Source organism: Polyangium fumosum, from assembly GCF_005144585.1.
Classification (GTDB): domain Bacteria; phylum Myxococcota_A; class Polyangia; order Polyangiales; family Polyangiaceae; genus Polyangium; species Polyangium fumosum.
This window is the reverse complement of the sequence record NZ_SSMQ01000036.1, coordinates 1-13,222: the sequence shown is the minus strand read 5'-3', so window position 1 is coordinate 13,222 and position 13,222 is coordinate 1. Positions and strand designations below refer to the sequence as shown.

The following is a 13,222-nucleotide window of genomic DNA, read 5'->3' as shown; positions in this document are numbered from 1 at the left end:
CTGCGGCGTCATGGCGTGTACGCCGGCACCTGGTTGATCCGCTTCACCTCGTCCGACGACGGGTCGTTGTTCGTTAGATGCCTGTTGAGCTTGCCCGAGATGACCGCCGCGTTCTTGTTCGAGTTCGTGCCCCACGGGCATAGGCGCTTGTCCTTCCTGCGCACCACGTGGTGCACCTCGGCGCGCTCTGGGTCATATTGATTAGGCGTGCTCTCCGGATTTTTGAGAATGTCCGGTTCGGTGCAGATCTTTGGCTTGCAGTTCTCATCCACACCACAAGGGTACGTGAAACCCGCGAGATCGGAGTGAATCTTGCCGCCATGCGCCTTGCGGTTGACCTGGAGGATCCGCACCCGCTGCTCGATGTTGTCGATTTTCTCGCAGTGGAAGTCTTTCCCAGGTCCGACATTCGACGGCTCGACCAAGTTCTGGTACGGACCGTTGACCTCCGCCGGCATGCCGTTGATCTCGATGAGCGAGGTCTCCAGGGGCGCGTCCCCGAGTTTGATGTAGATCTTGATCGCGGGATCCGGACCGACTTGCAGCGAGTAGTCATCCGTGCCGGAGTCTTTCACGCACTTGTAGTTTTTGCTGTAGGGCGCGGCTCCGAAGATCTCCGCGATCCTCTTGGCATCGGCGCACGCTTTCCCATCCTCCCCGTTCTTCTTCTCCTTCAACTGCTTCTCCTCGTAGAAGCAGTTGAAGGTGGCGTTCGCGTCCGCGGCTACGTAGCAGGCCGAGCCAAACGCGGTCTTGTACTTCCGTTGCAGCTCGATGTCGTCGCTGGGATTTCCCAGAAGCGGGAGATAGTAACGCTTGCACGGCTCTTCAACGGGCATCGCGCAATCGCTCGGTTGCTCAACCGGTGGCTCAGTGCCCGGAGCGGGACATCCTGATTCGCTTGGCTCGCTCGACCCGCACGCGCCCGTCATCCCTGCCCCACCAAAGCCCATCATCCGCACGCACAGCATTGCCCACCGGCGTCTCGTCATTGATGGCATGGAGGAACGAATCGCACGTTGAACGGCCGGGCGACAAGGGAAAACGAGCGAGGGGGCTCACGACGCGCCTGGGATCCCCTCCTGGACGCGCTCGTACCGAATCACGATGCGGCGGAAGCTTTCGAGGGCGCCCTATCCAATGGATTTCATGGGCTGCACGCATGCGCCCTGGCGCTTGAGCGGGGGCTCGCTCGGACGCGATCCCGCCCCGGGTGGTGCGCTCAAGCGGCGCGCCCGGCCGTCGCTCAAGGACGAGCCACACGACCAGCAGCGGCGCGATGCCTAATCCCACATAAGGCCAGCCCAGGAGGAGGTGGTCCATGTGGAGAGCTTACCAAGGACCGTCCTCCGTTGTCCTGTCGAGCGGGGGGTGGTGAGCGGGGGCGCGGGCGCGGTAGGGGGGACCGCGTGGATGGGGTCGGCGCTTTCTCGGCGCTTTCTCGGCGCTTTAGAGGGGCGGCCCCTCGGGATAGACCAGCGTCAGCCGTTTCTCCCGCAATCGCATTTCTTCGCGCCAGTGCGCTTCCACCTCTCGGACCAGCTCTTCCGTGAGCCCGAGCTTCGTCGCCATGCGGATCACCATGGCCCGCTCCCGTTCGCCGAACTCGCCATCGGCGCTGCAAGCTCGAATCGCATCGTACACGAGAAAACGCCGGCAAGCATTCGCCTCCGGCGTCCCCGAGATGACCTGCTCGATGTCCTCGTCCGCCTTGTAGGACTTCATCGCGTCCAGCAAGCCTTCCGGTGCGCCAAACGCAGCAAAGTGACCGATGACCCAGTCCCTCTCCTCGGGCGCCAACGTGCCGTCACCATTGGCACAGATGAGAACCGCCTTCATATAACATACAAAGGTGTCGTCCGATGGAATCGCGCCGAAGCCGGCCTTGTCCTTGAACGCCCACAAAAGCCCGCGCTCTCGATTGGTAGTCATGAATTCACACCTCGGTGCCTCGGCGGCCGTCTCGTTCAGGCCGCCAGGCTGGTTCCTTTTCCCAAGTGTCGCCGAGGATGTCAACACGCGCGCGCCTGCGCGCCCTTTTACTCCGACACGCAGCGCAGGTCGTACCGGACGGGCTCTATCTTTTTCCCGCTCCACGACGGGAGAAAGGCGAACGTGAGGTGCTCGAGCTCCTCGCTCATGCGGATCTCCGCGAGGCCACCCGTCTCGACGCTGCCCGACGTGCTCGCGAAGGAAATGCGGATCTTGCCGACACCCGTGCCGTCGTCGAGGACGCCGGCGATCTCGTAGGTCTGGTCGGGGACGGGCGAGGGCGTCCCGTAATAGAAGGCCACGCATTCGTCGAACAGGCACTTGGCCTCGTATCGGCCGAGCGCGTCGAACGCGATTTCGACGGGATACTCGTCGTACGGAACCCAGCCGGGCGGGGTCGTCGCCATGCCCCGCCACTGGGAGGCGAACCCATACCGGAGGCGCCCGATGGCGTCGTCGGGCGGGGGCGCGGTGAGCGGGTCACGCCCGCACGGGGGCGGCGTGAGATCGGGCGGCTCCTCGGCCGACGGCTCGCGGTCGATGACGACCTTGCCGCCGCAGCCGAGGGAAACCAACGCGGTCGAGAGGGCGATGCAGGCGAAGCGGGCGGACAAGGAAAGCAACGCCATGGCGAATCGTATTCTCGGGCTTCAGCACCCCTGCATGCAGGTGTCGAACGTGCCGCCCGGCGTGGGGCTCGCGATCTCCGCGCACGTCGCATTCACGATGCACGCCGATTCACACGCATATCGACCCGTGCATTTGTCCGGGTCCGGGTCCGAGCAGACGAAGTTGCATTCGTTGCAGAGCTTCCGGGCCGCCGCGCTGCACTGGTTGCCGCCGCCGCACTCCGCGAGCGCGTCCTCTTCGATGTCGCAGCCGTCGAAGGCGAACGTGTCCCCCTCCCGGCACTCGGCCTCGCTCTCGACGCAGACGAGCCACGCGTCGTATTGCGACGTGCAGCCCTTGCTCTCGGCCAGCGTCACCGTGCTCTCGATGTCGGCGATGCAATCGTCGCGCTCCGCCTCGGTGCAACCCTGGCACGCGCACTTGAGCTCGCAGATCTCCGAGGCCCCGGGGCTGCAACCGCCCGCCGATCCGGCGAACGACGCAAACCCCACGCCGAGGGCGAGCCACGCGCCGAGCCTCGCGAGCGGGGAGGGACGACCGCGAACCCCCTGCCGATTCTTCGTTTCCATCGGTTTTCTCCTCCCCTTCACGGACTTCCGCCGCCGTCGCCCGAGCCGCCGATGCCCGAGCCGCCGACGCCCGAGCCACCGACGCCCGCGCCCGCGCCGCCGACGCCCGAGCTTGATCCCGATTCCGAGCAGGCGACCACGCAATTGACGTAAGGTGAATTCGGCTGCGGGTTCGAGAGATCGTCGCAGCTCGCCGAGAGCCCGCAATACGCCGCGCACTCGTCCCCGCCCGCGCACGTCGAGGAGCCACCGCCGCTGAGCCCGCAGGACTCGCGCTTCGCGCGCTCTTCCTGGCAGGGTGTCTTGATGAACGTCGACGAGCGCTGCGAACAAGCCCGGAGCGCGTCGGCCGCGGCCGCGCAGCTCGACGTGATGAAGGCGCCGTTCTCGCAGCTCCCTTCGTCGACGTAACACGTGAGGTACACCGAATACTCGCTCGCGCAGCCATCGTGCTCCGCGAGGCGTTCGGCGTCCTCCACGTCGTCGGTGCAATCTTCGGTCTCGCGCTGGCTGCATCCCTGACAATCGCAGCGCGTCTCGCAATACGACGCCGTTTCGCTCTGGCAGCCCCCGCCAAGCGAGGCGAGCGTCACGCCGAGCCCGGCGAGCGCCGCCGAGAGAACCCTTCGGAAGGAACCGAGTCCCCGTGTTTCACGCATGATGACCCCTCCGCTTCTGCCTGGGTTCAGGGCGCCGTGGGCTTGTTCATGTCCTCGCAGGACATGGGCCAGTAGCCGGTCACCTTCGGCTCGACGCACGCGACGCACGCGTTCGAGAACGTGCGCGGCGTGGTCGAGGGGCAGGGCGCCTTGATGCAGCGGATGCCGTTGTCCATCTCGCCGCAGACGGGCCGCAGCTCCTTGGTACACCCCGCTTGCTTGCGCGACTCCTCCGAGCACGCCTGGAACGCGAGCCGGCCCGCGGGCCTCTCCTCGGGCGGAGGCGCCTCCGTGCCCGTCGGTTTGTCCGTCGGCGCGGGCTCGGCCGTGGGCGCCGGCTCCGGGGGGACCGTGGCGGTGGGGACCGTGGTGGTGGGGGCCGCTCCGTCGGTCGGGGGCTGCGTCGACGCGCAGCCGAGGGCGAGGGTCGACGCGATAAGCGTGAGGGTCAGGGAAGCCAGGATTTTCATGGGACGGCGCGTGTCTAGCCGTTTTCCCTGGCCGCTTCAAGGCGAGGCTATACTCGGATCCATGCTCTCCCCGCGCACCCCGTCCTCCGTCTTCGTCGCCCGTCGCCGCGCCCTCGCCGAGCGCTCGCCGAACCCGGCGCTGCTCGCGGCCGGCCTGCCCCCCGCGCGCCAGTACCGCGCGAACACCTACCCGTTCCGCGCCAAGAGCCACTTCCTGTACCTCGTCGGCGAGCACATCGCGGGCGCGGCCCTGCTCGTCACGCGGGACCGGCAGATCCTGTTCGCGGAGCCGGAAGCCGAAGGCGATGCGCTCTGGCACGGGCCACGCCCGTCGTTCGAGGAGATGCGCAGGGCGCTCGCCGTCGACGAGGTCCGCGCGCTCGCCGACCTGGATGCGGTGCTGCGGGATCTCGGCGCGCCCGTGGCGACGTTGCCGACCGAGGACGCGCGCAGCGCCGCGTGGCTCTCGGCCCGGCTCGGTCGCGTGATCACGGCCTCGGGCGGGGACAAACTCGACGCGGGCAGCCCCGACGAAGCGCTCGCCGAGGCGATGATCGAGCTGCGCCTGCGCCACGACGAGGCCGCGATCATGCAGCTCCGCGCCGCGGGCCAGGCGAGCGCGCGGGCGCACCTCGCGGGGATGCGCGCGACGCGCCCAGGCGGCACGGAGGCGGAGGTCGCAGGCGTGATGATCGGCTCGCTGCGGCGCGAGGGCTTCGAGGACGCTTATGGTCCGATCGTCACGGTCCACGGGGAGGTGCTGCACAACGAGCATCACCACGGCGCGCTCGCCGCGGGCGACCTCTTGCTCGCCGACGTGGGCGGCGAGACGCCCGAGGGGTTCGCCGGCGACATCACGCGGACCTGGCCCGTCTCGGGCACGTTTTCCCCCACGCAGCGCGCGATCTACGACGTCGTGCTCGCGGCCCAGCGCGCCGCCGTGGCCAAGGTTCGGCCCGGCGTCCGGTACCGCGAGGTGCACGAGACGGCCAAGCGCGTCGTCGTCGAAGGCCTCTGCCACCTCGGGATCTTCCGCGGCGATCCGAGCGGCCTGCTCGAGCGCGGCGCGGCCGCGATCTTCTTCCCGCACGGCATCGGCCACCTGCTCGGGCTCGACGTGCACGACATGGAAGACCTCGGCGATCGCGCGGGGTACGCGCCGGGCCGCGTGCGCTCGAAGGCGTTCGGCGACTGCTACCTGCGGCTCGATCGGGACCTCGCGCCCGGCATGGCCGTGACGATCGAGCCCGGGTTTTACCAGGTCCCGGCGATCCTCGGCGACGCGCGGTACGTCGGCGCGGTCGGCGACGATCTGCGCCGCGACGTGCTCGCGCGGTACGCCGACGTGCGCGGCATCCGCATCGAGGACGATGTTCTGTGCACGAACGGGGATCCCGAGGTGCTCACCGCGCTCGTCCCGAAGGACGCGTCCGAGGTCGAAGCTGCGATGCGCGGTTGAGCCCGAGCGCTCTCAGTCGCGGTAGGGGTTCGCCGCTTCCACGTACTTCCGCTGCGCGCGGGCCTTGTCGATCCCCTTCGGCTTCGCCGCGACGTCCTTCTTCGCGCCCGCGATCGTGCTCGTCTGCTCCTCCAGATCCTGGGCGAGCACCTCGCCTTTGGTCCCTCCCCCCGCGCGCCTCGCCCGCTCGGTCACCTCGCGCAGCGACTTCTCCTGCGCCGCGAGCTTGGCCTCGGCCTCCTCGGTGCGACCTTGCTCCAGGAGATCGTTCACCGCGTCGAGCGTGTCGGCCGTTCGGGTCCGCTCGATGCGCGTCGCGATGATCGGATCGAGCTCCGATCCCGCCTCCCCGTCCGCGCCGATACGCACGTCGAGCTTGCCGCTGCACGAGCCTTCCCCGCCCGTCTTCCGATCGTCGAACCGGAGGCGCACGTCGGCCACGGGCGTGATCCCTTCCGCGTCGGCGGGGACCTGAAGTTCGAGCAGCAACGTCTTCGTGTCGCCCGCGGAGAAGTTGCCGAGCGGGACCGTGAGGCGCTGCCCGTTGCGGCTGAACGAGCGATCGAAGACGCGCGCCAGCGTGACGCCTTCGGCGAGATCGACGGTCACGGCGGCGGAGACGGCGACGGTGCTCCGCAGCTTGTCGGCCTCGGCGAGGAAGACGCGCTCGAGCGAGGCGGCGTCCTCGATGAAATGGTGGCGCCCGCCCGAATGCAGCGCGATCGCGCCCATGATCTTCTGGTTGTAGGACGTGCCCACGCCGATCGTGCTCACGCCGATCCCGGCGTCGCGGGCCGACCGGGCGATGGACGCGAAGCCCGGGACGTCACGCACGCCGGCCGTCGCGTCGCCGTCGCTGAGCACGATCATTCGATCCGCCGCGCTTTCGCTCCGGCGCAGCTCGTCGACGCCGGCCTGGATCCCGCACGAGATGCAGGTGTCGCCGCCGAGGGCGATGTTCTGGATCGCGGACCGGATCACCTGGCGGGTCGAGGTGTTCACGGTGGTCATGGAGACGTCGGTCGTGGGGCGCGTGTCGAACGAGATCACGCTGACCCGATCGCCGTCTTCGAGGCGATCGACGGCCGCGTTCGCCGCCGCGAGCGCCCGCGGGAGCCTGTCGCCTTTCATCGAGCCCGAGCGATCGATCACGATCGCCAGGTGGTTCTCGGCGACGCGCTTCCCGTCCTCGGCCCCGTCGGCGTGGACCTCGACCATCACGTACGTCGTCCGCGCCCCGCCTTGTTCGAGCCGCCCGTGCCCGAGCCGGCCCTCCATCCGCAGCGTCGTGCCCGTGCTGAAGGTCGCGGCGACGTCCTGGGCCGCCGTCGCGGGCGCCACGTCGCCCACCCGCGCCTCCGGGGCCGCGCCGAGCGTCGTGGCGCCCGAGGTGGCGGGGGCGAGGAGGTAGCCGGACGAACCCGACACCAGCATGCCGAGGGCGCTCAGGAGGGCGACGCTTTGGACCTTCATCGGGGGACCTCGACCCGGCGCTGGGAGAAGGGCGCGCGCGGGGCCTCTACAGACGTACCACGGCCCGCAAAGATCCACCGAACGGCAGGCCGGGCGGCCGGCCCCGCGTCAGCGGCCTTCGTTCGAGGCGCGCAGGATGCCGAAGCGCTCTTCCGGCGTGCTCACGGCGTGCAGCTTGCCGTGGCGGACGTCGAGCACGGCGAAGACGTGCCCGGGGCAAATGCGCCCGAGGCGGCCTGCGAGAAGGCTCAGCATCACGCTCGTGCGGCGGGGCGTGAGCGGCTCGCCGCGGAAGTACATCTTGATCACGTGGGGCGTCTCGTCGATCGCGAGCCCGAGCTCCGGGGCCACATCGACGTTGTGGGCGCCCATGCGATAGCTGGTCCGGGGCGGATCGAACCATTTCATGGTCCCCGTGGCGAGGAAGCGCCGGTAGCCCTCGATGACGCGCGCGAACACGCGGCGCTTCTTCTCGCTCGGCTCGCGCGTGATCGCCGCGTCGAGCGTCGCGGGCAACAGATCCTCGCGGTGCATCTGCACGATCGCGTCGCGAAGCGGATGATAATAATCGGGGGCCGAATCTCCCTTGCGCTCCTTCAGCGGATCCCCGTCGCCGCCCGCGCCAGCTTCGAGCACGAAGTCCACGAATCCCGTCAGCGAGATTCTATTCATGATCCCTCCGCCACATCTTCAAGACCAAGCTGCCGTATGGGTTACCGGCACAGGCTTCCATACCACGGATCCCCCCGCGCCGACGGGCCATGGCAGATTTCCTCTGACGAAAAATGTCCGTGCGGACCCCAACAACGGAGCCGATTCGTCCAAGTCAACACGATCCAGCGTGGAAATCGACGCGTCCAGGAAAGTGGAGCGACCACCCCTTACGGGTCGCCCTTTCGCGTCACAGGGCTTCGTACATCGTCGAGAACGCGGCTGCTTCGCCGCGCAGGAGCACGTCGAGGCGTGGATTCGGCACGTCCTTCGCGGTGTGGAGCTTCGCGCGCGGCACGTCGAGCATCGTGATCACGTGATTCGGATAGAAGCGTGAGAGCCCGCTCGTGAGGAGCGCGAGGGCCACGGCGCTGCGCTTCGCGGCGAGCGGCTCCTGGCGGAAATAGAGCTTGACGAGGTGGGGCCTCTTGTCGATCACGAAGCCGACCTCGGGGTTCAGGTTGATCTCCAGGTCGCCGAGCTTCATTGCGCCGCGCGGGGGCTCGAACCATCGCTTGTCGCCCGAGGCCAAGAACTTCCGGTATCCGCCGATGACGTGGGGATAGATACGTCGTCGCTTCTCGTCGGTCTGCGCCGCGAGGACCGTGTCGAGGACGGATTCGCACTCGCCGCGCCGGTGCATGGCCACGATGCCTTCCCGGATCGGGCGATAAAAATCCGTGCTCAGCTCGTCCTTGCGTTCCTTGTATTCGCGGACGCCGGTCAGCTTGGGTGTCCCGGATCTCAACACGAAGTCGACGAAGTACGTCAGCGAGACCTTCTCCATGGGGATCCTCCCGTGCGGCTCCGTCTCGGAATGTCGACCCCCCGAGGCCGACGTCACGATTCCACATTTATCACGAACGTGATTCGAATGCTGCCCCTCGATGGAGGTGGATGCGACGAAGAATGTCCCACGTGAACATGGGATGTCCGGGATCGGGTGTGCCGCTTCCGCATCCAAGACGGCCTCTGTGGATCGTGCGCGGACGCAATCTGTCTCATGTGCCGGAAGCGTTGCATCAATGATATGCCACGGAATGTCCGATCTGGCGTCCGACGGTCCCGCGATCGGTCGTTTTCGTTCCGAGGGGTTGACGCCGCCCGGAGGCCGTGGGACGAGCGCGGGTCGAGGAGGTTTTCGTGAAGGCAATCGTCATTCAGGGCTCGTTCGGGCTCGGCTCCCTCGCCGAGGTCACGCTGCCCGATCCCACCCCGGGGCACGGTGAGGTCGTGATTCGGATGCGCGCGGCATCGCTCAACTATCGCGACCTCATGATGATCAGGGGCCAATACAACCCCCGCCAGCCCCTCCCGCTCGTGCCGTTCTCGGACGGCGTGGGCGAGGTGATCGAGGTGGGCCCCTCCGTGACGCGCCTGAAAAAAGGCGACCGCGTCTGCCCCATCTTCACGCAAGCGTGGCAAGACGGCGAGCTCGACGCCGAGAAGCTCAAGACGACGCTCGGCGGGCCCCTGCCCGGCGTGCTCTCCGAGCTCTTCGTGACCGGCGAATCCGGCGTCGTGAAGGTGCCCGCCCACCTCTCCGACGAGGAAGCGGCGACCCTCCCCTGCGCAGCCGTGACGGCGTACAATGCGCTCTTTTGCGCCGGAAGGGTTTCTCCGGGCGATACGGTGCTCGTGCAGGGGACGGGCGGCGTGTCGATCTTCGCGCTGCAATTCGCCCACCTCGCCGGCGCGCGCGTGATCGTGACGTCGAGCAGCGACGCGAAGCTCGAGCGCGCGAAGTCGCTCGGCGCGTGGGCGACGATCAACTACAAAACCACGCCGGACTGGGACAAGAAGGCCCTCGAGCTGACGGGCGGCGTGGGCGTCGACCACTTGGTCGAGGTCGGCGGCGCGGGAACACTCGCGCGTTCGATGCGCGCCACGCGCATCGCGGGCACGGTGAGCGTGATCGGCGTGCTTTCAGGCGGAGCGCAGGAGATGAGCGTGCTCCCGATCCTGATGAAGCACCTCCGGCTCCAGGGCATCATGGTCGGCTCGCGGGCGATGTTCGAGGCGATGAACCGAGCGATCGAGGCGGGCGGGCTCCGGCCGGCGATCGACGACAAGACGTTCTCCTTCGGCGAGGCGCGCGAGGCGCTCACCTACATGGAGAGCGGCGGGCATTTCGGGAAGATCGTGCTGCGATTCTGAGGCGCCTCGGGGGCGCGCGCCTCACGCCCGTTCGAGGTGCACGCGCGTGCAAACGACCCGGAAGCCCACCCGCTGCACGTTGCGCTCGGTGGGCTCGCCGGGCATCGATCCGATCGTCGCCACCGTCGCCCCGCGCGCCCGCGCCTCCGCGAGCCGCGCGCGGATGAGCGCCTGCTGAATGCCGCGTTTCCGCCACGCTGGCAGGACACTCGTCCCGAACAACGCCGCGACCTCGCCCCGCACCTCCGCGCTCCCCGCACCTACGGCCTCGTCTCCGGCCCAGGCCATCACGCTGATCGAGCGCGGCTCCTTCACCATGGCCAGGCTCACTTGCCGATCGGCCTCCGACATGGGCTCGCCCTCGGGCCGAAACCCGCTGCTGGACACGTCGACGAACCGATCCTCCTCGCCCGGCGCGACCTTCCGCACCACGATCCCCTCGGGCAATGCCGCGCCGGCGAGCGAATCCTCGTCCGCGGAGAGATCCCGCGCGAGCAGGTTCTCGAAGCGCGTCAGCACGAACCGCCGCGCGGTGAGCATCGCGAGCAGCCCCGCATCCACGTACGGCGAGAGCTCCATCCGGATCGGCACGCCGCGGCCCGCGTAAAACGCCTCGATTCGATCGAGCTCCTCGGCCGAGACCGGCCCTGCGAGCCCGATTCCGACGACGACGTTGCACCAGGATCCGGGTCCCGCGAAGCAGGCGATCCCGCCGGCGACGCGGATGGATTCGGGCGCGATGGAGGCGAAGCCTTGCACCTGGCGGGCTTCTTCGAGGCGGGCGATTTCCTCGGCGGTTCGCATGGCGCGAACCTTAGCGCGAGGAGGGGCGATCGGCGGTGAAATCAGCGGCGCCTGGTGCGCTCGTCCGGGCGTCGGAGCGCGGCGTCGATGGCGTCGGCGAGGCGTGGGGCAAGGCTACGCAAGCCTTTCAAGGTGATCTCGCTGTCGAGGAATCGACGAAGAGGCGTCTGTTCATCCTCGAAGTGCGCAGGGTTGATGTAGGCAAATCGCTTCTCTACGGCTCGTGCGATCAAGGGCGCGACGTCGAACAATCCTTCGAGCGTGAGAGCTCCGGCTGTAAACCTTTCATACCAGGCGGTTCTGGATCCGATCACGTTGGGGTGGTCTCGGAGGCCCAGCCTCTTGAGCGTGAACCTTGCGCGCTCCTGTTGTGCCGCCGGAATCCTATCTTCCACTGGAACGAGCTCCAGGGACGGGAGCAAGATCTCGAACCAGCCATCCTCGATTTCGAATGGATCGAGAATACGATCGTCGCACGTCCCCTTGCGCTGGTTCATTTCTGCCGCGGCGTACCGATAGTTATCCCACTCATACGCGAGTGTCGGATGCGTGTCACGACTCCGGTAATGATCAACCGTTCCAGGGCGGATCAACATGGCGGAGTACCCGCAGAGATGCCGGAAGCCTTCCGCGAGGTGTCCCCGATAGGGACTCCAACGGTCGCGGATCTGCCTTGCTTTTGCATCGGGGTTCTCTTGCAACCAAGCATTCCCGGGCTTGCGTACGTCGGCGTCGAACGTCGGCGGCTCCTCCGTGCGGTCCACCCTGATCACGCGTCATCCCCTTCGCCGATCGTGAGCCATCGAGGCCAGAAGGGATCCATGTCTGCGAGCGTAGCGCTAAGGGCGAGATCTATCTCCTCACGTGTTTTGAAGTGCTCGGGCTCTTCGCCCCGCAAGAAGGCGTTGGCGTCCTTGATCGCGCGCTCTGCCTCGACGGACCGAGCGAACGAGACATTGAGGGCAGGCGAAGTTAGCCACCGAGAGGCGTCGCCCTGTCGCGCCCAGTCGACGGCACGTAGATTCACTCTCCCTCGTTCGAGGTCGAAGACGAACAGTTTGTCTTCTTCCGGGTCGAAATGTGGTTCGAGTGAAGCCAGTACCATCGGGGCGTGGGTCGTGATGTGCGCCTGGACTTGCATGCCGTCGCCGAGTCCTTCCAGCACCTTGAGCAGTGCCGGCAGGATTCGGCGTTGCCACTCGGGGTGAAGGTGGTTCTCCACCTCGTCCATGAGGAAGACAATGTTTTTTACGGGCTCCTGCTTGAGGAGCCGGCAGGCCTCGACGTGCTCGTGCCACGCCCAGACGATCAGGTAAGCGAGGCTGATCACGCGGATCATGCCAGAAGACGCGTGAATAATCGCCGTGTCGCCATATCCTGTATTGATCGTGGGGAATTCCCGAGCATCATCCACAAATAATCGAACGGGGGCGCCCGGGCGAATCAACTCGCCTTTTTCTGGATTGGGAGAGAGTTTCTCTAGAATGTTTCGTAGGTGGGCGAAGGCTTTTCCTCCAGGAGCTGCTGGAGGTTTCTGCTGCCAGCTGACCCAGTCACTGACAAGCCCGTTGCAAATTCTTTTGCCTCGAAGATCCTGGCCGTAGAGAACCTCGTCATGGCTAAAAATGTAAGCGGGCGGTCGACGCACGAACGAAGGATCCGTCGATGTTTCGTCAGGTGAGACGCCCATGCGAAGTCCTGGGCGTAGTTTATGGTGATTCCTGGCTGGATCCCAAAGTGCAATGGTGCCGTCCACGCGCGCGCAGAGCACCAATACGGGCAGTGGGCCGCGTGTGAACTCGAACGAATAGGGGACCCATTCTTGTCTTCCGACGTCGAACGTACTCGATTGAAAAAAACGCCCATCCTTGACCGTTCTGTCGGAATGCTGGTTTGGATGCTCCGGCTGCCACGCCCCCATAGCAACAGCGGTTGCCTCATCTAGGCCAATCGTTACCTTCGCCTCCCTAGCTTCCGCCCTCGGCCAAGCTGGCCACCCCGCCCACGTCCCGCTCAGCGCCCACCAGATCACATCCAGGACAAAACTCTTCCCGAGCCCGTTGTCCCCGGTCATCACGTTGATCCGTCTCCCGAACTCCATCTCCATCTCAGGAGCCGGCCCGACGCCCACGAGCTTCAGCGAACGCAGCATGACCCGCCTCTCTTACCAGACTCCCCATCCCCCCCCAACCCCCACCTCTTCCGCGCTCTGGTGGTTCCGCCGTGAAACGAGGCGAAGGGGCGGGCCTTCATGCGCGGGGGTGGTGGGTCCTGTTGTCTGAGGGCCCGAAGGGCCCG

General features: G+C 66.9%; 14 protein-coding genes. 2 read left to right on the top strand and 12 right to left on the bottom strand.

Annotated features, from left to right (window positions below):
• Positions 1 to 8 precede the first annotated feature (8 nt).
• From E8A74_RS29420 to E8A74_RS29395, 6 genes are all read right to left on the bottom strand, one after another.
• Positions 9 to 839 (bottom strand): hypothetical protein, encoded by an 831-nt coding sequence (locus tag E8A74_RS29420; RefSeq protein ID WP_136932421.1) that lies wholly within the window; start codon positions 837 to 839, stop codon positions 9 to 11.
• Positions 840 to 1,449: 610 nt separating this feature from the next.
• A complete protein-coding gene (locus tag E8A74_RS29415; protein ID WP_136932420.1) occupies positions 1,450 to 1,932 on the bottom strand; it encodes a tellurite resistance TerB family protein in 483 nt (160 codons plus the stop codon).
• A 107-nt stretch (positions 1,933 to 2,039) separates the two neighbouring features.
• Positions 2,040 to 2,621, bottom strand: a complete 582-nt coding sequence (locus E8A74_RS29410) for a hypothetical protein (protein WP_136932419.1) — start codon at positions 2,619 to 2,621, stop codon at positions 2,040 to 2,042.
• Between the two features lie 21 nt (positions 2,622 to 2,642).
• Positions 2,643 to 3,191, bottom strand: a complete 549-nt coding sequence (locus E8A74_RS29405; protein WP_136932418.1) for a hypothetical protein — start codon at positions 3,189 to 3,191, stop codon at positions 2,643 to 2,645.
• A 17-nt stretch (positions 3,192 to 3,208) separates the two neighbouring features.
• Positions 3,209 to 3,850 carry a hypothetical protein gene (locus E8A74_RS29400; RefSeq protein ID WP_136932417.1) on the bottom strand — a complete coding sequence of 214 codons (642 nt, stop codon included), beginning with the start codon at positions 3,848 to 3,850 and terminating at the stop codon, positions 3,209 to 3,211.
• A gap of 26 nt (positions 3,851 to 3,876) precedes the next feature.
• Positions 3,877 to 4,320 (bottom strand): hypothetical protein, encoded by a 444-nt coding sequence (locus E8A74_RS29395; RefSeq protein WP_136932416.1) that lies wholly within the window; start codon positions 4,318 to 4,320, stop codon positions 3,877 to 3,879.
• A gap of 61 nt (positions 4,321 to 4,381) precedes the next feature.
• Here E8A74_RS29395 and E8A74_RS29390 point away from each other — a divergent pair, with 61 nt between their 5' ends.
• On the top strand, positions 4,382 to 5,779 hold the full coding sequence (locus tag E8A74_RS29390) for an aminopeptidase P family protein (protein WP_136932415.1): 1,398 nt from the start codon (positions 4,382 to 4,384) through the stop codon (positions 5,777 to 5,779).
• A gap of 12 nt (positions 5,780 to 5,791) precedes the next feature.
• Here the strand turns inward: E8A74_RS29390 and E8A74_RS29385 are convergent, their stop codons facing one another.
• The 3 genes from E8A74_RS29385 to E8A74_RS29375 all read right to left on the bottom strand — a co-directional run bounded on the left by E8A74_RS29385 (position 5,792) and on the right by E8A74_RS29375 (position 8,750).
• A complete protein-coding gene (locus E8A74_RS29385; protein ID WP_136932414.1) occupies positions 5,792 to 7,252 on the bottom strand; it encodes a vWA domain-containing protein in 1,461 nt (486 codons plus the stop codon).
• A gap of 108 nt (positions 7,253 to 7,360) precedes the next feature.
• Complete coding sequence (locus tag E8A74_RS29380; RefSeq protein WP_136932413.1) at positions 7,361 to 7,924, bottom strand: hypothetical protein; 564 nt, start codon at positions 7,922 to 7,924, stop codon at positions 7,361 to 7,363.
• A 229-nt stretch (positions 7,925 to 8,153) separates the two neighbouring features.
• On the bottom strand, positions 8,154 to 8,750 hold the full coding sequence (locus E8A74_RS29375; RefSeq protein WP_136932412.1) for a hypothetical protein: 597 nt from the start codon (positions 8,748 to 8,750) through the stop codon (positions 8,154 to 8,156).
• A 356-nt stretch (positions 8,751 to 9,106) separates the two neighbouring features.
• On the opposite strand from E8A74_RS29375, the gene E8A74_RS29370 reads away from it, so the two are divergent.
• Positions 9,107 to 10,120: a zinc-dependent alcohol dehydrogenase family protein gene (locus E8A74_RS29370; RefSeq protein WP_136932411.1), complete on the top strand. Its 1,014-nt coding sequence runs from the start codon at positions 9,107 to 9,109 to the stop codon at positions 10,118 to 10,120.
• 21 nt (positions 10,121 to 10,141) lie between these two features.
• Here E8A74_RS29370 and E8A74_RS29365 read toward each other — a convergent pair whose 3' ends face one another.
• The 3 genes from E8A74_RS29365 to E8A74_RS29355 are packed head-to-tail and all read right to left on the bottom strand — an operon-like array spanning position 10,142 to position 13,076.
• A complete protein-coding gene (locus E8A74_RS29365; RefSeq protein ID WP_136932410.1) occupies positions 10,142 to 10,924 on the bottom strand; it encodes a GNAT family N-acetyltransferase in 783 nt (260 codons plus the stop codon).
• Between the two features lie 41 nt (positions 10,925 to 10,965).
• The gene (locus E8A74_RS29360) at positions 10,966 to 11,697 is read right to left on the bottom strand and encodes a hypothetical protein (protein WP_136932409.1); all 732 of its coding nucleotides are present in this window, start codon (positions 11,695 to 11,697) and stop codon (positions 10,966 to 10,968) included.
• Positions 11,694 to 13,076 (bottom strand): AAA family ATPase, encoded by a 1,383-nt coding sequence (locus E8A74_RS29355; protein ID WP_136932408.1) that lies wholly within the window; start codon positions 13,074 to 13,076, stop codon positions 11,694 to 11,696. Before E8A74_RS29355 ends, E8A74_RS29360 begins: the two co-directional genes overlap by 4 nt.
• Positions 13,077 to 13,222 lie beyond the last annotated feature (146 nt).